Origin of the sequence: Tenacibaculum aiptasiae (genome assembly GCF_965221665.1) — a bacterium.
GTDB lineage: Bacteria > Bacteroidota > Bacteroidia > Flavobacteriales > Flavobacteriaceae > Polaribacter > Polaribacter aiptasiae.
This window is the reverse complement of record NZ_CBDCSN010000002.1, coordinates 2,028,410-2,051,941: the sequence shown is the minus strand read 5'-3', so window position 1 is coordinate 2,051,941 and position 23,532 is coordinate 2,028,410. Positions and strand designations below refer to the sequence as shown.

The following is a 23,532-nucleotide window of genomic DNA, read 5'->3' as shown; positions in this document are numbered from 1 at the left end:
TATTTGAGCAAAACTAAATAAAATATAATGATTTTAATAGCTGATGGTGGTTCTACAAAAGCAGATTGGATTGCTTTAGATAATAATAAAGAAGAAGTTTTTAGAGTAAGAACTTTAGGTTTAAATCCAGCTGTAGTTTCAAAAGAAGAATTATTAAATAGAATTGAGAATATATTTCAGCTTATTAACATTAAGGAAGCAGTTAAAGCAATTCATTTTTATGGAGCTGGTTGCGGAACTGCTATACCTGTTAAAATTTTACATGATGTTTTAAAGTCCATTTTCACAAATGCATCTATAAATATTTCTGAAGATATGTTAGCTGCTGTATATGCAAGTTCAGCTCAAAACCCAGCCATAGTTTGTATTTTAGGGACGGGATCCAATAGCTGTTATTATGATGGTAATAATATGGAAATGATTACTCCTTCATTAGGTTATACAATTATGGATGAAGCTAGCGGTAACTACTTTGGTAAACAATTATTAAAAGATTATTATTATAAGAAAATGCCACAAAAAATTGCTAAATCTTTTGAAGAAGAATTTAATGTTGATGCTGACTATATTAAGTTAAACCTATATAGAAAACCCAATCCAAATATGTATTTAGCTTCATTTGCTAAATTCATGTTTGATTATAAGGATAAAAAGTACATTAAGAAAATCATTAAAAAAGGCTTTCAAGAATTTTTTAAATATAGAATTTTACCGTACAAAAAAGGGGGTGAAACACCGATTTACTTTATTGGATCTATAGCTTATTACTTTAGAGATATTTTAGAAAATATAGCTTCTAAAAACAATTTAATTATTACTGATGTTATCCAACGTCCTATAGATAATTTAGTCAAATTCCATATGGAAAATGACATTTAACAAAATGGCAATATTTTTTCTAAAGTAATTCCTCGTGATCCTTTAATTAAGATTGTACTATCCTTAATTGGTTTTTTAGTTAAATATTCTTTTAACTCTTCTAAAGTTTTAAACTTGAGATGATTTGTTTTTGTTTCGAAAAAATTCTTTCCAACTAACAAAACATTAGAAAATTTAGCTTTAGAGGCGAAATCAACTATTTTTTGATGTTCTACTCCACTAAACTCACCAAGCTCGAACATATCTCCTAAAACAATCGTTTTATGATTAGATTCATATAGTATAAAACTATCCAAAGCTGCTTTCATACTTGTAGGATTGGCATTATAAGCATCTAATATTATTTTATTGAATTTAGTTTCTATAACTTCAGATCTATTATTAGAAGGAATGTAGTTTTCAATAGCTTTTTTTATTTCTTTTTCTGATACTTTAAAGTAATTTCCTATAGTAATTGCTGCACTTATATTGGCATAATTATAACTTCCTATAAGCTTACTGTGTATCTTTTCATCATTAAAAATTAAATTAACGAATGGATTAGCATCAATAAATTTAATTGATTCTTCAAATCGTATAACATCTATTCCTTTAGTTTTTTCAATTTGAATTGGATCATCTGAGTTTAAAAAAACTTTTCCTTTAGAATCTCTAATAAAATCATATAATTCAGATTTACCTTTAATTACTCCTTCTATAGACCCAAAACCTTCTAAATGAGCACTACCAAAATTAGTAATATAACCATAGTTTGGTTCTACAATCTTAGATAAAAAAGCAATTTCTTTTTGATGATTAGCTCCCATTTCAACAATTCCTATTTCAGTGTCAGAATTCATCGAAAGTAGTGTTAAAGGAACTCCTATATGATTATTCAAATTACCTATTGTAGCTGTCGTTTTAAATCTACAAGACAGCACTGCATTAATCAATTCTTTTGTAGTTGTCTTACCATTACTACCTGTCAAAGAGATTATTGGAATATTTAGTTGACTCCTATGATAATTAGCTAAATCTTGTAGTGCCTTCAACACATTATCTACTAAAATTATATTATCATTTGTTTTATATTCAATTTCATCAACAACTGCATACTTAGCTCCTTTAGTCAATGCATCAGAAGCAAACTTATTCCCATTAAAGTTATCGCCTTTCAGTGCAAAAAACATCGAATTGTTTCTTATTTTTCTTGTATCAGTATCAACTAAACCATGTTGAATAAACAACCTATATAATTCCTTTATATCCATGTTGTAAAAATAAAAAACCTCATTGAAATTCAATGAGGTTTAATTTATAATTTAAAAGATAAAACTATCTTCTTCTTTTAGCATACTTTGGTGTTGCAGTCTTTCTCTTGTTCATCATCATAGGTCCCATTTTATCAGTAGCACATCTAAATCCGATAAAATTAGTTGCCATATATTCTGGGAAGTACCTTCTTTGAGCTGGATCTAACCAATACTCTCTATCTGCCCAAGAACCACCTTTATAAACTCTAGATTTATCACTAATTAAAGTTGTTCTTGTTTTAGCGTCATACTTATAGTTATTGATAACATTTCCTAAAGAATCTTTTTCTGATTCAGGTTTTTGTGGCGAATTATACATTCTAGATTTAGGATCTAATTGATCTTTGTCCAATCCATAATTCTTAGAAGAAGCTTGATCTCCATCTCCTAAACTAGAGTTATTAGCAAGATTGTAGTTTCTTCTCATGTAAGTATCCTCTTTTGTAATTGGGATATACTTTACACTTCCTGGTAAGTCTTTAGGTACAATTCTACCATTTTCTAAAGTATCATATTCAATATCACCAATTTCATCTCCAACGATTACAACTTTACCATCTTGATCTATTAACTTTTTTGTGAATATATTTCCTCTAAAATAATTGAAATCATTTGCTTCTGAATCAATAATTGGACGGTATACATCCTCTACCCATTCAGCAACGTTACCAGACATATCGTATAATCCAAAAGCATTAGGAGGGTAACTTCTAACTGCATTTGGAATATCAGACATATCACTACTCCATCCAGCAATACCACTATAATCTCCTTTTCCTTGCTTAAAGTTAGCTAATTGATCTCCTCTTCTTCTTTTATCTCTATCTCTAGTATACTTTCCATTCCAAGCATACTTCTTTCTTCCTCTAATGTTATTGTATTCTCTATTTTCAAACATTGCTTTAGCAGCGTACTCCCACTCTACTTCTGTTGGAAGTCTAAACTTTTGAGATAGGATACCATCTGAAGAAGTAACTTGTCTTCCTGAAAACTCATCTTTACCAGGCTTAGGATCTCCTTTTTTTCTTGGTACAGGAATTCCTTTCTTATAGATTGTTGAATCCCCATCAAATAATGCGTAAGGATTAGTTAAATAAGTATCTGTATCAAAATTGTTTTTCCCTTTAAAACTTAATGAATCCTCTTTAAAAATATTTTTAATTACACCTTTATCCATTAAAATTTTTAAATTAACAGCATTTGTACGCCACTTACAATATTTAGTTGCTTGTAACCAACTAACACCTACAACTGGGTACTCTGCATAAGATGGATGTCTTAAATAACTTTCAGATAATAAATTTGTATTACCTAATCCTTTTCTCCAAACTAATGTATCAGGTAAAACTGATTTATAAATATTTTTAAACTGAGGTTCTTCTGGAGGAAACACTTTTTTAGTGTATTGCATAAATGCTCCATAAGCAGAATTAGTTACTTCCGTTTCATCCATGTAAAACGAACGAACATGCATCTTTTTAGGAGTAGTGTTCCAATCAAACATTACGTCATCTTGAACTAACCCCATTGTAAACGTACCTCCTTCAATATGAACCATATTCATAGGAACATCTTTATTAGGGTTATAAGATCCTTTTATTATATTTCCATAATTATGATCATTAAATCTCCATCCTGTAAAAGGATCTACATCACTAGAACCACCTCTATTGCTTTTACAAGAAGTAATTAATAAGCTAGTGATAGCCAACAAACTAAATAATTTTAAGGTACTTTTCATGTATTTTTAACTATTTTAAGGGTGCCGCAATTTACAATATTTCTAATTTCTTACAACTAATTTATCTACAATTTCTCGTATTAGAAAGTTGCTCTTGCAAGATTACAAACGACCATTTTTTAAGTTTAGTATTACGAATCTAAGAAAAAGATTAAATATCTAGCCTTAATTTTTATTATTTTATGAGATAAATATCTAAAGACCTCACTTTCAAAAACAAAAAAAAGTCTGAAATAAAATATTTTGAAATATTTTTAATTAATCTTCAAAAAAATGTAATAATTTTATCCAGCGAACGTTAAGATAGTGGTTAAAATTTAACAAATTTTAGCAATATTTTAAGAAAATCATATATTTGCCGAACTAATAATCAAATTTTTACATGAAAAAATTATCAATTTTATTGTTTTTTGCATGTTTTGCCCTTCAAATCAAAGCACAATCAACATCAAGTGGAATCACAACAGCTACTCCATTTTTATTAATTTCATCAGACGCTCGTGCTGGCGGTATGGGAGATGTAGGTGTAGCTACATCAGCTGATGCATTTTCAATTTTTCACAATGCTGCTAAAACAGTTTTTAACAAAAACAAAATAAGCATTGGTTTAAACTATACTCCTTGGTTACGTAATTTAACTGATGACATATTTATAGGAAATGCTTCTTATGTGAATAGATTTAAAGAAAACGCTGCTTGGGGTGTTGACGTCAAATATTTTTCTTTAGGTAAAATAGAATTAACAACTGATTTGGCTCAAAGTCTAGGTTATACAAATCCAAGTGAATTTGCTATTACTGGTACATACTCAATGAAATTAAGCGAGAAATTTTCAATGGGTATTGGGCTTAAATACATAAACTCAAATTTAGATGTCACTAACAATAGTATAGATGCAGTTAATTCATTTGCTGTTGATATCTCTGGTTACTATCAATCTGATGAAAGAAATTATGGAAGTTTCAATGGTCGTTATCGTTTAGGTTTCAATATTGCTAACATCGGTCCTAAAGTTGAATATACACCAGGACAAGAAAATTTCATTCCTACTAATGCTAAATTAGGTGGTGGTTTTGACTTTATTTTTGATAGCCAAAACACATTAGGTTTAAATTTAGAATTCACAAAATTATTAGTTCCTTCTAGTAGTACTCAATCTGGTAGAGGTTGGTTTGAAGGAATGTTTACCTCTTTAGGAGATAGAAGCTTTGGTGAAGAGTTAAAAGAAATAACATGGGCTTTAGGTGCGGAGTATTTATACAACAATGCTTTTGCAGCAAGAGCAGGTTATTTTCATGAAAGTGAAGAAAAAGGTCAACGCCAGTTTTTCACTTTAGGAGCAGGATTTACAGCTAAATCATTTACTTTAGATTTATCATATTTAGTTAATACTTCTGCTGTAAATAACCCATTAGAAAATACTTTAAGATTCTCTTTATCATTTGATTTAGGAGAAATCTACGAAGATTACTAAAATTTAGTATTTTTTTTTTAATTTCGTAACATAATTTAAAAGCAGTCTTGACGACTGCTTTTTTTGACCAATACTATTTCTTATGGAAAAAATAGAAGTAAAATCTTCAGCTGTTATTTATAATAGTGTAGAAGAATTATCTCAGGAAGATAGAATGCTAATGGATAAAGCTGTTGAAGCTAGAGCTAAGGCTTATGCCCCTTATTCTAAATTTAATGTAGGCGCTGCTTTTTTATTAGAGAATGGAGAAATTGTTTTAGGAAATAATCAAGAAAACGCTGCATATCCCTCTGGTATGTGTGCTGAAAGAGTCGGAATTTGGAAAATTGGCTCAGAATTCCCTGGAATAAAAATCAAAAAATTAGCTATAACAGCTGCATCTACCCAATCAAAAGTAGATAAACCTGTTGGGCCTTGTGGTGCTTGTAGACAAACATTATCTGAATATGAAATCAACCAAAAAGAACCAATGGAAATTCTTTTTATGGGAGAAGTTGGTAAAATTATAAAAACAGAATCATTACTGTCTTTATTGCCTTTTTCTTTTGATAGTTCATATTTATAAAAACAACAAACATAGAAAAGGCATCTTTTTTTTGTTAAATAAATAATTATTTAAGCCTTTTTTAAGAATTCGACAATTCTCAAAAATTGACTGATAATTAAGGCATTAATGTAATTAAAAATGCTTTATTTGTATTCTTTAACCCTTAAAGAATTCTAATGACATCATCAGTAATTACAGGTACAGGAACATATATTACCTCAATTCAAAAAACAAATGCAGAGTTTTCTAATCATCAATTTTTGAATGAAGATGGATCTGATTTTCCTAACACAAATGATGTAATTATTGAAAAGTTTAAATCAATTACTGGTATTGAAGAGCGACGCTATGCTAAAGATGAATATAATGCTTCTGACTTAGGATATTTTGCTGCTCAGAAAGCCATAAAAGATGCTAATATAAATCCAGAAGAACTAGATTATATAATCTTAGCTCATAACTTTGGTGATGTAAAGAGTAACGCAATTCAAAGCGATATCTTACCTAGTTTAGCCACAAGAGTAAAATACAAATTAGGAATAGAAAACCCAAACTGTGTAGCTTACGATATTTTATTTGGTTGTCCGGGTTGGGTAGAAGGAGTTATTCAAGCACAAGCATTTATCAAAGCTGGAATAGCAAAAAAATGTTTAGTTATAGGTGCTGAAACACTATCTAGAGTTGTAGATCAAAACGACAGAGACTCTATGATATATAGTGATGGTGCTGGAGCTTGTATAGTTGAAGCAAAAGAAGGTTCTGAATCTGGAATTATTAGCCATGCTAGTCAAACATTTACTAAAGAAGAAGCCTTCTATTTATTTTTCGGAAAATCTTATAATAAAAGTCACGATAAGGATGTTCGATACATAAAAATGCATGGTCGTAAAATTTATGAGTTTGCTTTAAACAATGTGCCAAACGCTATGAAAATAGCTTTAGATAAAAGTGGAATAGCAATAGATGAAGTAAAAAAAGTTTTTATCCATCAAGCAAATGAAAAAATGGATGAAGCAATTATTAAACGTTTCTTTAGACTATATAAAAAACCTATTCCAGAAGGTATTATGCCAATGAGTATTCATAAACTAGGAAATAGTTCTGTAGCTACCGTTCCTACATTATTAGATTTAGTTTTAAAAGGTAAAATAGAGGATCAAAAGGTAGAAAAAGGAGATGTAATTATGTTAGCTTCTGTTGGCTCAGGAATGAGTATTAATGCAATCGTTTATCGTTATTAAAAAACTTCAAAAAATCTAAAATCAAATACAACAAATCTAAAATCTAAGTACTATTTTTGCACATGCAACAACACAACGTACTTATATTAGATTTCGGATCGCAATACACGCAATTAATTGCGCGCCGAGTAAGAGAATTGAACATTTATTGTGAGATTCATCCGTATAACAAAATACCAGAAAATTTAAACAATTTTAAAGCTGTTATCTTATCAGGAAGTCCATCTTCTGTTCGTTCTGATGAAGCACCTCATCCAGATTTATCTGAAATTAGAGGTAAAAAACCTTTATTAGCTGTTTGTTATGGAGCCCAATATTTAGCTCATTTTTCTGGTGGACTTGTAGCTCCTTCAAATACCAGAGAATATGGAAGAGCCAATTTATCATTCATTAAAAAAGAGGAGGAATTTTTCAACGAAATTTCTGAAGGAAGTCAAGTTTGGATGAGTCATTCAGATACAATTAAAGACTTACCTACTAACGGAATTTTATTAGCTAGCACACACGATGTGAAAAATGCAGCTTATAAAATTGAAGGAGAAACAACTTATGCTATTCAATTTCATCCTGAAGTTTATCATTCAACAGATGGAAAACAATTATTACAAAACTTTTTAGTTAATATAGCAGGGGTAGCTCAAACATGGACACCATCTTCTTTTGTAGATGAAACGGTTGCCAGCATAAAAGCTAAAGTAGGAAATGACAAGGTTGTTTTAGGACTATCTGGAGGAGTAGATTCAACAGTAGCTGCTGTATTATTACATAAAGCTATTGGAAGTAATTTACATTGTATATTTGTTAATAATGGATTATTAAGAAAGAATGAATTTACCGACGTATTAAAACAATATGAAGGTATGGGCTTAAATGTAAAAGGGGTTGATGCTTCGGCACGTTTCTTGAATGAACTTGCTGGATTAAGTGACCCTGAAGCTAAACGTAAAGCTATAGGTAAAGTTTTTATTGATGTTTTTGATGATGAAGCTTCTCAAATTAAAGATGCAAAATGGTTAGCTCAAGGAACTATTTATCCAGATGTTATAGAATCTGTTTCAGTAAATGGAGGCCCTTCAGCAACAATTAAAAGTCATCATAATGTAGGAGGATTACCTGACTTTATGAAACTAAAAATAGTTGAGCCATTACGAATGATATTTAAAGATGAAGTTCGTCGTGTAGGAGCATCAATGGGAATTGATAAAGACTTATTAGGACGTCATCCTTTTCCTGGCCCTGGTTTAGCTATTAGAATTTTAGGCGATATTACGGCTGAAAAAGTTAGGATATTGCAAGAAGTTGATGCTATTTTTATTAATGGATTAAAAGAAGACGGATTATATAATAAGGTATGGCAAGCTGGAGCAATTTTATTACCTGTAAACTCAGTTGGAGTTATGGGAGATGAAAGAACTTACGAAAAAGTAGTAGCTTTACGTGCTGTTGAAAGTACCGATGGTATGACTGCTGATTGGGTAAACTTACCTTATGAGTTTTTACAAAAAACATCAAATAAAATAATTAATAATGTAAAAGGTGTTAATAGAGTTGTTTATGATATTAGCTCTAAACCACCTGCAACAATTGAATGGGAATAACTCCTTAAAAATAAAAACAACCTAGATGAAGAAATTACAATTTTTACTTTTAATTTGTATTTTAACTTTTGCCGTTTCCTGTGGCCAGCAGAAACGATATGTCTCCTACAAAGTAAAAGATGGTGAAACAATGCGCGACATTGCGAAACGTCTTGACATGAAAACCAAGGACCTACTTCGTTTAAATCCAGACGTAAGTAGAAGACCTGATCCAAACACGGTAATTGTAATTCCAAATCCTGAAATTAAAAAAGGAATTTCTTCATCTTCTTCAGAAAACACAGAAGAGCAACCTATTGTCACTGAGACAGAGACTGTAGAATCAGAACCTACTGAAAATAATAATGAAAATACAGAAGAAGTATTTCAGCAAACTGTTTATGAATACGAAACACATACAGTAAAAGCTGGTGAAACTGTATATAGAATTACTAAAGAGTACGATATTTCTAAAGATGATTTAATTAAATGGAATCCAGAATATCCAGGCATTAAAAACAATGACTTAAGTATTGGTCAAGTTTTAAAAGTTAAAGCTACTGAAAGTGTTATAACTATTGATCGTGAGGAAGTTTTAGAAAAATTTTTAACTCATACGGTTAAAAGTAAAGAAACTGTATATAGCTTAACACGCTTTTATAATATTTCTAAAGATGATTTAATTAGATTAAACCCTGAGTTTCCTAACATAGTTAATAACGACCTTTCTATTGGTCAACTTTTAAAAATTAAACCTATAGAAGAAGTTAACTCAGATGAAAACTTTACTTTTTATAAAGATACTATTCAAGAAAACACGGCTATAAACTTAGCTATTTTACTACCTTTTAAAGCAAAAGAATACGATTCTTTATCTGCCAAAGATATTTTTAGTAAGAAAAAGAATAAATCAGCTTCTTTAGCTAATATGGTTACTGACTTTTATATGGGAGCTGAAATGGCTATTGACTCTATAAAAAAACAAGGAGTAATAGTTAATTTGAATGTTTTCGATACTGGAAACAGAGGTAGCAATGTTAGTTCAATATTAGAAGAAGATCAATTAGATAATAGCGATGTTATCATTGGCCCTTTTTATTCTAATAAAGCAGAAATAATTGCTCGTAAAGTTAGCGCTCCAGTGGTTTTTCCTCATTTTTCTAGTAAGCAACAGAATTTTTCTTCTTCTAAATTGGTTAAAACAGCTCCTGAAAAAGATAAATACACTGATTTTTTAATTTCTTATTTAAAAGACAAGTATAATGGTGAAGAGGTTTTTGTTGTAGGTGATGGTAAGTCTAATTCAAGTTCTAGAATAACAAAAATTGTTGGCAATTTAAAAAGTCATGATTCAATTAAAAACGTTCATATTTTAAAACCAAAAGACGGTTATATTAAAAGAGATCGCTTTACTGAAAAAATGAATCCTAAAAAACACAACTGGGTTGTTATTACATCTGATGATAATGTAGCCATTGCTGATGTTTTAAATAGTATGATTGGTTTACCTGATGACATAACAGTTCAAGTGTTTGCTATTGAAAAAAATAAAGCATACGATAAAATAGAAAACAATAAACTAGCTAGTATTGATTTCACATATGTTTCTAATGTTTTTGCTGATGACTCTTCTAATGATGTAAAGATTTTCAATAAAAAATATTTTGACAACAACAACACCATACCTTCTGATTATGCTATCAAGGGATTTGATATTACCTATGATGTTTTAATGAGATTAGCTTCTGGAAAAAGCTTAACAGATACTTTTAAAGACGGTGTTTCTCTTCGTTTAGAAAACAAATTCGATTATCGTAAGAAAACTTTTGGAAGTACAAGTAATAGAGGCTTATTTATAGTAAAATACAATAAAGATCTAAGCTTAGAAAGATTAAAATAAAAATAAAAAAGCCGATGTAAATTTACATCGGCTTTTTTATCGCTTTTATCCTTTCAATACAGTTCATCAAAGAATCCCTCCAATAAGGTATTTCTATATCAAAATCTTCTTTAATTTTAGAACTATTTAAAAGTGAATAACTTGGTCTTTTTGCGGGTGTAGGATATTGCTTAGTCTCAATTGGATATATCTTACAATCAATTTTTGAAAGCTCCATTATTGCTTTTGCAAAATCATACCACGAAGTAACACCTTCATTAGAAAAATGATAAATTTTAGACTTTTCATCTATTCTCCCTTTGCTTTGTTTTATAATATTTAAACAAATTTTAGATAAATCTTTTGCGTAGGTTGGTACTCCTATTTGATCATATACTACATTTAGTTCTTGTTTTTCTTTCCCTAAACGAAGCATAGTTTTAACAAAATTATTACCATAAATGGAATACAACCACGATGTTCTAATTATAATTGCTTCTACTGAAGATTTTAAAACTTCTTCTTCACCTTTTAATTTAGTCCTCCCATAAACATTTATAGGACTTACTTTATCTTCTTCTTTATAAGGAAGAACATTTTCTCCATTAAATACATAATCTGTAGAAATATGAATTAACTTTCCACCAACTAACTCAATCGCTTTAATTAAGTTAGAAACACCTATATAATTAACTTTCTCTGCTTTTACTTTTTCTACCTCTGCTTTATCTACTTTGGTATAAGCTGCACAGTTGATAACTACTTGAATTTTATTATTTAATATGTAAAATTTTATTTTTTCAATATCAGTTATATCAAGATTTTTCGAATCTTCGAAAAAGAAATTATACTCAGGATAGTCCGAAGACAAATTCTTTATTTCTGAACCTAATTGACCATTACTTCCTGTAACTAATATATTCATTTTTAATAATTAAAAAGGGCTCTTAAAATCTCTAAAAGATTTGAGTTTCTTATCTTTTTCAGACAAAATTACTTCTTCTTCTTTAACTCCCCAGTCTATTTGTAGGTCAATATCATTCCATTTTATACCAGAATCATAATCTGGTGCATAATAATTATCTACTTTATAAACTATTATTGCTTCTTCTGATTTGACTAAAAAACCATGAGCAAAGCCTTTAGGAATGTATAACTGTTTTTTATTTTCTTCAGATAATTCTTCTGAAATATGCTTACCATAGGTTGGAGATCCTTTTCTTAAATCCACCACTACGTCTAAAATTTTACCTTTTATACACCTAACTAATTTTGATTGACTATAAGGAGGTTTTTGAAAATGAAGCCCTCTTAAAACCCCTTTTTGAGATTTAGATTCATTATCTTGAATAAAGTTTAGATTTTGTACATACTTTTCAATTCTTTTCTTATTAAATGATTCAAAAAAATATCCTCTTTCATCTCCAAATATTGTTGGCTTTATTATTATAACTCCTGGTATTTCAGTTTTTTTAAACTCCATTATTATTTAGCTAAATTTAATAAGTATAAAAAAGAAATAAAAATCAAGCATTCCCCTACCTCTTTATCTTTCTTTTTTTATTCTATCTCCCGATCCTTTTCCTCCTACAGTTGCAAAAATATATTGAAAGTATTTCTTTATTGTTAGAGATTCTAGCATCTCAGCATCTACTTCGGCTAACTTTTTTGGAGTTGACATATCAATTTCATTAATTTGAGCTAAACCAGTAATTCCTGGCAAGAAATCATAAACTCCTTTCTTACTTCTTTCATCTATTAGTTCCTCTTGATTAAAAAGATTTGGTCTTGGACCAACTAGACTCATATCTCCTTTTAAAACGTTAATCAGTTGCGGTAATTCATCTAATTTTGATTTTCTTAAAAAAGCTCCCAATTTTGTTACAGAACTACTGTTTGCTAAATGCGTCGCCACTGATTTTGTATTTACTCCCATAGTTCTGAACTTTAGTAATGTAAATGACTTTTTATTTTTACCTACTCGTTCTTGTTTAAAAATTGGTGAGCCTGTATCAAATAATCCTAAGATGTATACAATTAAACCCAATGGCCATAAAACCAAAATACCAAAAAAAGAAAAAATGAAATCAAAAAAACGTGTCATAAATTATATATTAAAACTTTTTATAGTCAACTGTATCCCTTCTTCAACAGCTAAAGGCATCTTTTTTCCAATAGCTTGCTTAATTTTTTTATTAGAAACCACATAATTACTAGTTAATTTGTGTATTTTCTCAGTACTGATTGGAAAAGGGATTATATTTCCAATTTTACCTAATAAATTGATTATAAATTTAGGTGTGTTAAATATTAATACTTTTTTATCTATAGCCTCACCTATATTCATTACTAACTCTTTTGTAGAAACAGGTTGATCATCTGCAATGTTATACACCCCTGATATAATATCTTTATTTTTAATCAACTCTTCAATAATAAAACATAAATTATTGATAGACAAAAAAGAGCGTTTATTTTCATATCTTCCAAATGGATACGGTATACCTTTTGACACAAAACTATATAATAAATTTAAATTTCCTTTATTATTAGGTCCATGTATCATACAAGGTCTTAAAATATATACTCTTTTGTTTTTCGGTAGTTTTTTACCCAAGATATATTCTTCAGCTGCCAATTTTGATTTCCCATATACAGTTATTGGATTTGGCTGAGTTTCTTCTGTTAGTATTACTTCTACTTCATCAGCAACAGCTTTTACGGAACTCATAAAAATAAAAGTCTCACAATTACTCTCTAAAAATTTATCAAAAAGTTCTTTTGTTAACTCTGTATTTGCCGTGAAATATTCTTTATCATTAGATATGCTCTTTAAATCATGTGCCTTCCCTGCTAAATGAATAACTGTATTATACTCTGAAAATAATTTTTCAGACAAATCTTCGTATGAAAAAATATTCTTTGATTTTTTTCTTGATACTCCAGATATTTCAAACAAATTTTCTAAATAGTTCTTTAAACTATTTCCAACAAAGCCAGATATTCCAGTAATGATAATTTTATTATTCATTTCCAAGAGTTATTATAGAATTTGCCATCTTCTTGTTAATCTCTAATCTTGAGAACTTCTCTTTAAACTCAAATCTCTCAATATTTTTATATGAATATTTTTTAATTTTTTCATATAATTCATCCGAATTAGTTGGTTCAAATAAAATTAAATTTGACATGTTTTCCTTAAGAAAAACTTTTGCATATCCATCCACTCCTGCTATTATTGGTTTATCAAATGTTCCATACTCAAAAAGCTTAGACGGCAATACTCTTTTAAAGGCCTTATGCTTATTTAAATGTAAAAATAAAAAGTCTGCATTTTGATAATAATCTAGTAACTGATCTCTAGTAACAGGCGGTAATAAATCAACATTATTTATTTTATTAATTACAAGTTGATCTTCCAATTTATGTTTAGCCCCTCCATCTCCAATAATCAAAAATTTATGTGTTTCGGATAATTTCATGGCAATTTGGGGTACTACTAAATCAAGGCCTTGTCCCTCACCAATATTACCTCCATATACAATTGTTTTTTTATCATTGCTTTTAGGTCTATCTTTTTTCTTTAGTGATAAAAAAAGTTCATCAATTCCATTAGTAAAGAAAGTATATTTAGCTTTAGTATATTTTGTAAAGTAACTTTCAAACCCTTTAGAAACTAAGTTTATCTGTTCTGCTTTTCCAAAGGTATAATTTTCAATAGGTTTTAAAACTAAATTCAATCCTAAGTTTAGAATTTTATTTTTATAAAGATCCGTTATAGTTTCTCTAAAAATATCACGAATATCAAGGTAAAGCTTTGCTTTTTTCTTTCTTGCTATTCTTGCTCCCAAAAAAGCCGTAAACAAACGAGATGAAGAAGCATAGACTAAATCATACTCTTTATTTTTTGTAAGTTCTAATGCTTCAAAATAAAACTTTTTAAATGATTTTATTTGACCAAGAATCCCACTTCCATGCTCTGGTATTTTAATCCTGTTAACAAAAATACCGTCTCGTATTTTTTCTTCATTCTTTGCTTCAACTTTAAAAGAATCATATCTATTTGGATGCGTAGTTACAACATCAATAGTGTCTTCTTGCTTTAACTGTTTCACCACTTCCTTTAACAAGGAAGTATTTCTAAAAGACCCCGCACATAAGTCAGGCTCATAATAAAACGTTAGAAATAATATTCTCATGATTATTATTTTGCTATTACTACCTCTAATTTTTCTTCAAAAATAATTACTATTTTTTTTCCTTCAATTGTTTTATTAAAACCTAAACAATAGTTATATTTTTTTTCATTTGCACTTTTTACTTCGCCATCAATGATCAATCTCAAATCATTTAAACAATATTCTTTATCATTGATTTTCTTATACTCTACATCTGGGTGAAAATGTAAAATAAATTTTTTGCTTAAAGAAGAATTCCCTAAAATATTATCATGAATTACTAAAGCCTCCTTATTTATTTGAAAGGTTCTTTCATGAATTATTCCATTTTTTTTATAACCATTATGCTTAGCAGATATCAATCCTTCTTCCTCTTTCAAATCAAATACCTTAGCTCTTTTGGCTACTCTAAAACCTCCCCAAACTTCAGTTTGTTCCAAATCACCTAATTGCACTGTATTATGATAATAAGTTCCTCTTTCGTCTTGTCTTAATTGATTTTTCTCATAAGTAGAAACTCCAGGGTCAACAATTATTGGCTTATTGTTATTATATAATTCGAAACTAAAAGTATCAGAATGCGCATGACCTGGTTGATACGAAGGTTTTATGTTTCCTACATCCATGAATACCTCTAGTTCTTCTGCTTGGAATTTCCTATATCCAGATTCTTTCAATCTTGTTTGACACCAAGTTATTCCAATTCTTTTAGCATACTTAAACAACTCCTTAGAAGTAGGTGCTATATTAAAAGTACTATCGTTAACCATTGGAATATTACCATTAGTATAGGTAATTTTATCTAGCCAAGAAAGCATTATTGAAGCTTTATTAATTAAAAAAGTTTTTAAATCTTCCTCTTTACTCCAAGATTTATTCAATTGAACTAATCGGATGCAATCTAATAACTTGTTCAATAATATTTGATGATACATTGGTGACAATTCAAAATGCGCTCCATCTCCTAATATTTGCTCTTCAAGTTGTTCCTTTAATATCCTTTTTGCTTTTTTATAAAAGCTCTTATCATTAAAATAGTATGCTCCAAAAAATAAAGAAAACCCGTTTTCTAGCAAATGATTCCCCAATAAATGATATTCTAAATTATTTACTAAGAATTGATAATGATTATATAATGTTTGATTAACAACATCTTCTTTTATACCATTCTTAGAAAGAAATTTAATCCAATTTATACCTCTTAATGAAACTGTATAGGGCTCTTTACCATCTAATAAGTTCTTATCATTCTTGATATAATTAGTTATTAAGTTCAGCCCTTCTTCTTTCGAAATCCCCTCTTGATTCAAGAAGTCAAAATAGTTTAAATTATAAGTCCATAATTTACCAAATGAAGAATAATTCCAATCTATTTTCTCTTCAAAACTTCTTGAAAGATTTAAAAACTTAAACTTATTTTCTCCAAAAAATGATTTTTTATTTAAAACTTCATCTTTCCATATTAAATCTATCGGGTTCTTAACGAGTTCTTTATTATATACTTTTTTCGATAAACGATTCCTTACAAAATAGTAAAGCCTGTAATAAATTTGAACAGGCTTTAAAAACTTTATTGTATTATATAAAATTATTACTTTATTTCTATCCATCCTCCTTGCTTCAAAGACTCAATAGCAGCAAATGATGCTCTTGTTGTATTCACAATCTCTTCAAAAGAAATAATTGGATTACCTCCTTTTTTTTGACTATCAATTAATTCATTAAATTGATTATAATGTCCTTTATCTTGTTTTGATGAACTTTTTGAGAATTTCTTAAATCCGTATCCTCTTAGTTTTCGCCAATTATCCATAATTAAAGTTCTTTCTTGAGAATATACCTCCACTCTTTCTTTAGAATAAGCTTTGGAACCATTAGCAAAATAATTAATTACCGCATTGGAACCGTTCTCATATTTCAATAAGATACTTGCATTATCTGTATTTTCTTGAGGGTTTGTTCCCATTGAATTCATACAAACCGATTTCACTTTACTTCCTGCTAGATAAGTACATAAATCTATATAGTGACAAGCTTCTCCTATGATTCGTCCTCCTCCAACTTCCATATCATGTACCCATACATCATCAGGAATAAAACCTGCATTCATTGTGGCAACAATGTTCATTGGAGTATTGTCATTTCCTAAAGCCTTTTTCATTTGTTTTGCTAAAGGAGCAAAACGCCTGTTAAACCCAACAGATACTGAAACATCATTTTCATTATACTCTTTTATAATTTCATCTAGTTCCTCTGTAGTTAAGGCTAAAGGCTTTTCTACAAAAACACTTTTATTCGATTTCATTGCCTCTAAAACCATAGAAGCATGCATATTATGTTTTGTCGTTATAAAAACCGTATCTACCTCATTATCCGATAATATTTCTTTATAGTTTGTTGTTGAATTTGCTATCCCATATTGTTTAGCCATGGTTGTAGACGACAAACCTCCAGAACTAGCTATATACTTTATATCGGCATTAATTTTTTTCAAATTAGGTAAAATTGTTGCACTAGTAAAATTACCAGCACCAACTATTCCAATAACTCCCTTATTTTCTTTAAAGGATTTTTCGTTTATAGCAACGGTAGTTTTAGGCTCTTCTGTTGAATTATACTCTAATATTGAAGCTATTGATTTAGACGAAGACATGTCTCCATAAATCTTATCAAACTCTTTTAGTGGAACTCTTTCTGTTATCAAAGGTTTTACATCCAATGAACCATTTGAGATAGCATTCAATACTGCTTCAAAATTTCTTTTTTCAGTCCAACGGACATAACCAACAGGATAATCATTTCCTTTTTGTTCATACTCTTCATCATACCTTCCTGGTCCATATGAGCAAGATACTTGAAAAGAAATTTCCTTGTTATAAAAATCGGCCCTGCTAATATCTAACCCTATTACTCCCACTAAAATTACTCTTCCAAGTTTACGGCACATTTGTGCCGATTGAGCAATGATTTCATTACTCTTGCTAGAAGCTGTTATAATTACTCCATCAGCTCCTACTCCATTAGTAAAATTTTCTACAAATTTAACCTGATCAGTTCCTTCCGATGGATTGATTGCAGTTATTCCTTTAGATTGAGCTATTTTAATTTTTTCAGGATCAAAATCAAAACCAATGACATTACATCCATTTGCTTTTAGAAGCTCTGCAGTAACTAATCCTATTAACCCTAAACCTACTACCACAATTGTTTCTCCAAAAGTCGGTTTTAACAATCTTATTCCCTGTAAACCTATAGAACCAATAACAGTAAAAACTGCTTTTTCATCTGTAACATTATCAGGTATCTTAGCCACTAGATTTTTTGGAACTAGAACGTACTCTGCATGATTCCCATTCGAAGCAACTCGATCTCCTATATTAAATTCTGTAACCCCATTTCCTATAGCAACAACCTCTCCTACATTGCAGTACCCTAAAGGTAAAGGTTGCCCTAGCTTATTAAATACAGCATCTAAGGTTGGTTTTAACCCATCGGTTTTTATTTTATCAAGTACCATTTTTACTTTATCAGGTTGCTGCTTTGCTTTCTGAATAAAGTTTGCCTTACCAAACTCAACCAACATTTTTTCTGTACCAAGAGATACTAATGTCTTCGTTGTTTTTATAAGTACATGTCCTTTTTTAACTAAAGGCACTGGAACTTCTTCCAATATAGTATCTCCCTTTTTAAGGTCTTGTATAATTTGTTTCATTATTTATAATTTCATTTCTTTATCATAGAATTGTCTCATCCATGATTCAATTGATAAAAGAGCCCAAATACTATAAGAAACATCTTCAACTCCTTTTCTATTCCTATCTAATAACTGTTCTATTTTAGCGTAATCAAAGATACCTCTTCTTTCTACAATTTCTTTACTTAAATAATCTTCTATTTTGAAAGACATATCATTCAATATCCATTCTCTAACAGGTGCACCAAAACCAGTTTTTGGTCTATAAATTACTTCTTTAGGTAAATATCTCTCTGCTACCCTTTTTAATATATATTTAGTTTCTTTTCCTTTTAACTTAAGCTCTATAGGAATTTTAGTTGAAAACTCTACCAATTCTTTATCTAAAAAAGGAACTCTCACTTCAACACCTGTTGCCATACTTAATTTATCTGTATAGTTTAAATTATGGTCTACTAAAAAAGTATTCAACTCCCAAAATAACATTTTATTTAAATCTGAAGTCGAATCAGGAATTTGGTTATTTAATTCTTTAAATCTCTTAAATACATCTATGTTGTTTTTTTCTAAAAACAAACCATTTAAAGTTTCAGGGGCTAACCAAGAAAAATACCCCATCATTCTTTCATTTTTGCTTTTATCAATATTTACTAGTAGTTTATTTAGTCTTCTGAAGAGAGGTCTCTTTTTGTCCAATCGTGATACTCCTTTTTTTAAAACTTTTCGTAAACCAACAGGTATAATCTCAAAATATTTTTCAAAATCTAACGCTTGATGTCTTCTATATCCTGAAAAAAGATCATCTCCCGCTGTACCACCTAATAATACTTTAATACCATCTTTTCTTGCTTGTGAACAAATATTATAAACATTTATAGGAGCTGAATCAGCTTGTGGTTCATCTAAATGATATACTATTTTATCAAAAAACTTTAAAACATCCGTATCGGCATTAACTATTGATAAATCTACATTTAAATGTTGTGCAACCTTTTCTGCATAAAACAAATCATCTGAAAAACCTTCTTTTACAATCTCGGGACTTTTTATAGTATAAGTTTTAATTTTTCTATCTGGATAAAGTTTTCTTGCAATAGCAACAATTAAACTAGAATCTAAACCTCCTGAAAGGAAAAAACCTATAGGGACATCAGACAGCATTTGTCTTTCAACTGCTTTAATTAATTTTTCTTCTAACTCATCAATATAATGTTCCTCTAGCTTCTTTTCTATTTTGCTATCATTAAAAGGAATTGCATAATACTGTTGAAACTTTACTTTACTATGATCTTTTGAATTTCCTGTTATTAAATGACCTGGTAATAATTTTTTAATTTCATTTAACATAGTAGATTCACCCGTTGACCATAAAAAATTTATGTGCTTTTTTACCGTATGTAAATCAATGTTTTTATCACCTAAAAAAGGTAGTATTGCTTTTAATTCAGAAGAAAAACATATCTCTTTTTCATTCATATGATAATACAATGGTTTTACACCAAAATGATCTCTCACTACCATATAATCATTTGTTAATGTGTCATAAAAGCAAAATGCAAAAATTCCATTTAATTTACTGATAAAATCTATTCCATATTCAATTACTCCATACAAAATAGTTTCAGTATCACTTGTTGATACAAAGTCAATTTTGTCTAAATATTTTTGTCTTAATTCAATATGATTATATATTTCACCATTAAAAATTATAAAGTACCTATTATCTTTTGAGTGCATTGGTTGATTTCCATTCTCACTCAAATCTAAAATAGATAATCTTGTATGTCCCAAAAAGCAATTCTCCAAAGTAATTGAACTACTATAGTCAGGCCCTCTATGAGCTATATCTTCTAATTTAGTTTTTTTTATAAATCCTTCTTGATTTCCTCCAAAATACCCTAGTATTCCACACATATAATTTTTATTTTTTTAGCTGTTTTTTTGACTTCGATTTCATTTCAATGTATTTTACATCAATAAGTAACATAAACCAAAAAGCATGTAAAAAATGAAAAATGAACCCTTGTTTTCTATCTAAAAATCCAAACCTTAAAATATATCTATAGAAAAAATAAAATATAGGTCTTATTAAAGGTGGTAATAACTTATTCCAAATTTTTTCTCTAACCCATCTCTTTCTTTGTGGCTGCGATCCAAAAAGATTAGCAAATTCATCATCTTCATCTTCTTTCTTCTCTTCAAACTTAATTAACTCTAAAGCTTCGTAAGTTGCATATTTATTATGTTTCTGTATCCAATCAGACACTCCTTTATTATCATCATGAATAAAATCATGCTTCAAAGTAGCTACTTCTCCATCAATTGAAACATGTTCATTCATATCTCTTAAAACTGTAGCTTTATCTTTTTTAAACAACCTAAGTATTTTAGTTCCATAATATCCTCCATACTTTATCCATCTATCTAAAAAATAAAATCTACGTTTTATATAATATCCATCAAATTTAGATATTGGTAATTCTTTAACAATTTCGTTCTTTAATTCATCTGTTAAATATTCATCTGCATCTAAAAAGAAAATCCAATCAGTTTCTACTGGTAACTCTTTTATTGCATAATTTCTCTGACTTGCATAATTATCAAACTTCCTTGTAAAAACTGTTGCTCCTAAATCTGTTGCTATTTTTTGAGTTTCGTCTGTAGATAAACTATCTAAAACAAAAACATCTTTTGCCCAACCTTGAACATTTTTAATTGATTGACGAATATTAACTTCCTCATTTAATGTCAAAATTATTACTGTCAAATTATCTGCTATCATTTCTTTTTACTTTTTAAATAAACATTTTCCCACTTATCAACATTAGCATCTACATCATATTTATCCTTAACTAACTTATAGGCATTATCTCTCATTTTTAAATAATCTCTATTTTCTTTTTGTATCAGATCATCAATACATTCAGTTAAAATAGTTTCTTCATTTCTTATCCATATACCAGCTTTGCTCTTATTTAAAATTTCCCAAGGTGTTCCTTCTGTGGCAATCACAGGTGTTTTTTGGGCTAAAGCTTCAACAACAACATTACCAAAATTTTCTGAATGAGAAGCCAAAATTAAGCAATATGACTCTGCTAAAATTTTTTGTTTTTCTTCTTTTTCTATATGTCCTATAAACTTTACATTATCTTTTAGATTTAACTTTCTTACTAAATCTTTCAACTTATTTAAATAATTTTGTTCTCCTCCACCAGCAATTACTAATTTAAAATCATTTTTTTTAAATTCTTTTGAACTAGCTACAGATTTTATAATACCATCTATATTTTTTATAGGGTGAATTCTTCCCAGAAATAAAAACTGTTTTCTAACCTCAATATTAACAAGTTTAGGTAAAGAGATAAAATTAGGCAAAGTAATTATATCTGCCTTTGGAAAATTTCTTTTTACATTATCCTCTTCACTCTTCGACGTTGCATGGAAAATTGTATTTTTCTTTGTTATATTTCTTAATAGACTTAAGTATTTTAACTTAATTATACTTTTGTAGCCCAACGCTCCATTTTCTAACTCTCCTCTTACAGACCATACTACTTTTTTATTATAAAATCTAGCTGCAATTGCTATAAAAATAGATGGGATAAAAAACAAACTCGTTAAGTGAATTATATCTACTCTTTTTATCTCTCCAATAGATTTAACTATAAGTTTAAAAGGCAAACTATAATTTTTTGTTTTTAAATAAGTAACTTCTCCAGCTTCTGTTATTAATAATTCATCTAATTTAAGATTAGAATCATTAATATCCTTATTAGTTGTAATAACTATTGGCCTTATAACACCATTTTTTTTTAATGCTCTAGCGTGCCAATATATAGTATTGCTTGGACCACCACTTTGAGCTGGAAAAAATGAACCTATAGGAAATAAAATTTTCATTGAATTCTACTATTTTAATCTTTAACTTAAATAAAAATTACTTATAACCAAGGAACTTCAGGTTTTTTATATTTAATACAATCTAACATATATTGAGCTGCTACTTCTCCACTAATACATTTAGACCAATCTATTATTTTATTTCTTGTAGCTTCCGAAACTTTACCTTGCATAATTTGCTTTACAAGTTCTTCTCTTAAACTTTCAATAGATCCAGATTTAACCACAGCCCCTCTTAGCGAATTTGATAATAAGACTGAACTTCCACACTTATCTGAAGCTATCACTCTAGTACCTTGCATTAAAGCTTCTGAAACTACTGCTCCCCATCCTTCTTTATATACACTAGGTAAGACTAAAAGGTCAGATTTTGCTATCTCTCTAATCACTTCTTCATTAGGAAGAGCATTAATTAAGGTTACATTTTTTCTTAATCTAGAATCATTATTTATCATTTTTTTTATTACATCTTCCTCAACTCCATTTCCGATTATTGTTAAGTAATAATCATTTTTTATGTACTTCAATGATTTTAGTAAGACTTCTACCCCTTTAGTTTTTATTAACCTCCCAACAAAAATTATTTGAAAAACATTAGATTCATTTTCTAACTTAAAGTTTGTTTTTTTTACAAAATATCCCCAAGGAAAAATTTTTGTTGTCTCTACTCCTATCATTTTATAAAATTTAACACCTAAAGAACCTATAGCAAAAACCCCTTCAATCTTTTTTATAATCTTTCGATTATCATAAACTCCTCTTAAAACCCTAAGTTTTCCTTTTATTCCAAAATAATCTGAAGCTTCAGATTGGATATATACTCGTCTTTTTTTGTTAATTAAATACTTAATCAATATACTCAGATTATTAGATGCTCTTATTCCCCCAAATAAATGAACAGTACTTGAATCTAAAGTTTCAACAAAAGTAACCATATCATTATAATTACTAATCAAATAATAATCAATAGAACAATCATTATTCCACCCCATATTCAACCTTAAACTATTTAACCTTTCATTCTCTATTATCCAGATTAATTCACATTTTTTGTTTAAAGCTTCGATTAAAGCTAATTGATGTAAACTTGGTCTATGTTGCCAAATACAAATTTTCATATTTTAATTAAT

19 protein-coding genes are annotated in these 23,532 nt (G+C 29.0%); 6 read left to right on the top strand and 13 right to left on the bottom strand.

Features of this window, described 5'->3' with window-relative positions:
- Positions 1–27 precede the first annotated feature (27 nt).
- Positions 28–879, top strand: a complete 852-nt coding sequence (locus tag ACOQN8_RS09820; protein WP_420552542.1) for an N-acetylglucosamine kinase — start codon at positions 28–30, stop codon at positions 877–879.
- On the opposite strand, the gene ACOQN8_RS09815 is transcribed toward ACOQN8_RS09820, so the two are convergent.
- Together ACOQN8_RS09815 and gldJ are read right to left on the bottom strand one after the other, a co-directional pair.
- Positions 876–2,129 carry a UDP-N-acetylmuramoyl-tripeptide--D-alanyl-D-alanine ligase gene (locus ACOQN8_RS09815; RefSeq protein WP_420552541.1) on the bottom strand — a complete coding sequence of 418 codons (1,254 nt, stop codon included), beginning with the start codon at positions 2,127–2,129 and terminating at the stop codon, positions 876–878. The two genes, ACOQN8_RS09820 and ACOQN8_RS09815, sit on opposite strands and share 4 nt — an antisense overlap.
- A 64-nt stretch (positions 2,130–2,193) precedes the next feature.
- A complete protein-coding gene (gene gldJ / locus ACOQN8_RS09810) occupies positions 2,194–3,912 on the bottom strand; it encodes a gliding motility lipoprotein GldJ (RefSeq protein WP_235276073.1) in 1,719 nt (572 codons plus the stop codon).
- Between the two features lie 382 nt (positions 3,913–4,294).
- On the opposite strand from gldJ, the gene porV reads away from it, so the two are divergent.
- From porV to ACOQN8_RS09785, 5 genes are all read left to right on the top strand, one after another.
- The gene (gene porV / locus ACOQN8_RS09805) at positions 4,295–5,386 is read left to right on the top strand and encodes a type IX secretion system outer membrane channel protein PorV (RefSeq protein WP_420552540.1); all 1,092 of its coding nucleotides are present in this window, start codon (positions 4,295–4,297) and stop codon (positions 5,384–5,386) included.
- Between the two features lie 82 nt (positions 5,387–5,468).
- The gene (gene cdd, locus ACOQN8_RS09800; RefSeq protein WP_420552539.1) at positions 5,469–5,951 is read left to right on the top strand and encodes a cytidine deaminase; all 483 of its coding nucleotides are present in this window, start codon (positions 5,469–5,471) and stop codon (positions 5,949–5,951) included.
- A gap of 158 nt (positions 5,952–6,109) precedes the next feature.
- Positions 6,110–7,174 (top strand): 3-oxoacyl-ACP synthase III family protein, encoded by a 1,065-nt coding sequence (locus ACOQN8_RS09795; protein WP_420552538.1) that lies wholly within the window; start codon positions 6,110–6,112, stop codon positions 7,172–7,174.
- Between the two features lie 62 nt (positions 7,175–7,236).
- Positions 7,237–8,772: a glutamine-hydrolyzing GMP synthase gene (gene guaA, locus ACOQN8_RS09790; RefSeq protein WP_150901374.1), complete on the top strand. Its 1,536-nt coding sequence runs from the start codon at positions 7,237–7,239 to the stop codon at positions 8,770–8,772.
- Between the two features lie 25 nt (positions 8,773–8,797).
- Positions 8,798–10,651, top strand: a complete 1,854-nt coding sequence (locus ACOQN8_RS09785; protein WP_420552537.1) for a LysM peptidoglycan-binding domain-containing protein — start codon at positions 8,798–8,800, stop codon at positions 10,649–10,651.
- Between the two features lie 22 nt (positions 10,652–10,673).
- Here the strand turns inward: ACOQN8_RS09785 and rfbD are convergent, their stop codons facing one another.
- From rfbD to ACOQN8_RS09730, 11 genes are all read right to left on the bottom strand, one after another.
- The gene (gene rfbD / locus ACOQN8_RS09780; RefSeq protein ID WP_420552536.1) at positions 10,674–11,555 is read right to left on the bottom strand and encodes a dTDP-4-dehydrorhamnose reductase; all 882 of its coding nucleotides are present in this window, start codon (positions 11,553–11,555) and stop codon (positions 10,674–10,676) included.
- Between the two features lie 9 nt (positions 11,556–11,564).
- Positions 11,565–12,113 (bottom strand): dTDP-4-dehydrorhamnose 3,5-epimerase, encoded by a 549-nt coding sequence (gene rfbC, locus ACOQN8_RS09775; protein ID WP_420552535.1) that lies wholly within the window; start codon positions 12,111–12,113, stop codon positions 11,565–11,567.
- A 63-nt stretch (positions 12,114–12,176) separates the two neighbouring features.
- Positions 12,177–12,734 carry a sugar transferase gene (locus ACOQN8_RS09770; protein ID WP_420552534.1) on the bottom strand — a complete coding sequence of 186 codons (558 nt, stop codon included), beginning with the start codon at positions 12,732–12,734 and terminating at the stop codon, positions 12,177–12,179.
- Positions 12,735–12,737: 3 nt separating this feature from the next.
- Entirely contained in the window at positions 12,738–13,661 is a 924-nt protein-coding gene (locus ACOQN8_RS09765; protein ID WP_420552533.1) for an NAD-dependent epimerase/dehydratase family protein, read from the bottom strand.
- The gene (locus tag ACOQN8_RS09760) at positions 13,654–14,829 is read right to left on the bottom strand and encodes a glycosyltransferase family 4 protein (RefSeq protein ID WP_420552532.1); all 1,176 of its coding nucleotides are present in this window, start codon (positions 14,827–14,829) and stop codon (positions 13,654–13,656) included. The genes ACOQN8_RS09765 and ACOQN8_RS09760 overlap by 8 nt, the downstream gene beginning before the upstream one ends.
- 5 nt (positions 14,830–14,834) lie before the next feature.
- Positions 14,835–16,418, bottom strand: coding sequence for a heparinase II/III domain-containing protein (locus ACOQN8_RS09755; protein WP_420552531.1), 1,584 nt, complete (start codon positions 16,416–16,418; stop codon positions 14,835–14,837).
- On the bottom strand, positions 16,400–18,520 hold the full coding sequence (locus ACOQN8_RS09750; protein WP_420552530.1) for a bi-domain-containing oxidoreductase: 2,121 nt from the start codon (positions 18,518–18,520) through the stop codon (positions 16,400–16,402). The genes ACOQN8_RS09755 and ACOQN8_RS09750 overlap by 19 nt, the downstream gene beginning before the upstream one ends.
- A gap of 3 nt (positions 18,521–18,523) precedes the next feature.
- Entirely contained in the window at positions 18,524–20,416 is a 1,893-nt protein-coding gene (asnB, locus tag ACOQN8_RS09745) for an asparagine synthase (glutamine-hydrolyzing) (protein ID WP_420552529.1), read from the bottom strand.
- Between the two features lie 7 nt (positions 20,417–20,423).
- Entirely contained in the window at positions 20,424–21,284 is an 861-nt protein-coding gene (locus tag ACOQN8_RS09740; RefSeq protein ID WP_420552528.1) for a glycosyltransferase family 2 protein, read from the bottom strand.
- Positions 21,281–22,402, bottom strand: coding sequence for a glycosyltransferase (locus ACOQN8_RS09735; protein ID WP_420552527.1), 1,122 nt, complete (start codon positions 22,400–22,402; stop codon positions 21,281–21,283). Before ACOQN8_RS09735 ends, ACOQN8_RS09740 begins: the two co-directional genes overlap by 4 nt.
- A gap of 41 nt (positions 22,403–22,443) precedes the next feature.
- Complete coding sequence (locus tag ACOQN8_RS09730; protein WP_420552526.1) at positions 22,444–23,520, bottom strand: glycosyltransferase; 1,077 nt, start codon at positions 23,518–23,520, stop codon at positions 22,444–22,446.
- Between the last annotated feature and the right edge of the window lie 12 nt (positions 23,521–23,532).

Coding starts and splice junctions, on each gene's coding strand:
- ACOQN8_RS09820 (WP_420552542.1), top strand. CDS start 28: ATGATTTTAATAGCTGATGGTGGTTCTACAAAAGCAGATTGGATTGCT.
- ACOQN8_RS09815 (WP_420552541.1), bottom strand. CDS start 2,129: ATGGATATAAAGGAATTATATAGGTTGTTTATTCAACATGGTTTAGTT.
- gldJ (WP_235276073.1), bottom strand. CDS start 3,912: ATGAAAAGTACCTTAAAATTATTTAGTTTGTTGGCTATCACTAGCTTA.
- porV (WP_420552540.1), top strand. CDS start 4,295: ATGAAAAAATTATCAATTTTATTGTTTTTTGCATGTTTTGCCCTTCAA.
- cdd (WP_420552539.1), top strand. CDS start 5,469: ATGGAAAAAATAGAAGTAAAATCTTCAGCTGTTATTTATAATAGTGTA.
- ACOQN8_RS09795 (WP_420552538.1), top strand. CDS start 6,110: ATGACATCATCAGTAATTACAGGTACAGGAACATATATTACCTCAATT.
- guaA (WP_150901374.1), top strand. CDS start 7,237: ATGCAACAACACAACGTACTTATATTAGATTTCGGATCGCAATACACG.
- ACOQN8_RS09785 (WP_420552537.1), top strand. CDS start 8,798: ATGAAGAAATTACAATTTTTACTTTTAATTTGTATTTTAACTTTTGCC.
- rfbD (WP_420552536.1), bottom strand. CDS start 11,555: ATGAATATATTAGTTACAGGAAGTAATGGTCAATTAGGTTCAGAAATA.
- rfbC (WP_420552535.1), bottom strand. CDS start 12,113: ATGGAGTTTAAAAAAACTGAAATACCAGGAGTTATAATAATAAAGCCA.
- ACOQN8_RS09770 (WP_420552534.1), bottom strand. CDS start 12,734: ATGACACGTTTTTTTGATTTCATTTTTTCTTTTTTTGGTATTTTGGTT.
- ACOQN8_RS09765 (WP_420552533.1), bottom strand. CDS start 13,661: ATGAATAATAAAATTATCATTACTGGAATATCTGGCTTTGTTGGAAAT.
- ACOQN8_RS09760 (WP_420552532.1), bottom strand. CDS start 14,829: ATGAGAATATTATTTCTAACGTTTTATTATGAGCCTGACTTATGTGCG.
- ACOQN8_RS09755 (WP_420552531.1), bottom strand. CDS start 16,418: ATGGATAGAAATAAAGTAATAATTTTATATAATACAATAAAGTTTTTA.
- ACOQN8_RS09750 (WP_420552530.1), bottom strand. CDS start 18,520: ATGAAACAAATTATACAAGACCTTAAAAAGGGAGATACTATATTGGAA.
- asnB (WP_420552529.1), bottom strand. CDS start 20,416: ATGTGTGGAATACTAGGGTATTTTGGAGGAAATCAAGAAGGATTTATA.
- ACOQN8_RS09740 (WP_420552528.1), bottom strand. CDS start 21,284: ATGATAGCAGATAATTTGACAGTAATAATTTTGACATTAAATGAGGAA.
- ACOQN8_RS09735 (WP_420552527.1), bottom strand. CDS start 22,402: ATGAAAATTTTATTTCCTATAGGTTCATTTTTTCCAGCTCAAAGTGGT.
- ACOQN8_RS09730 (WP_420552526.1), bottom strand. CDS start 23,520: ATGAAAATTTGTATTTGGCAACATAGACCAAGTTTACATCAATTAGCT.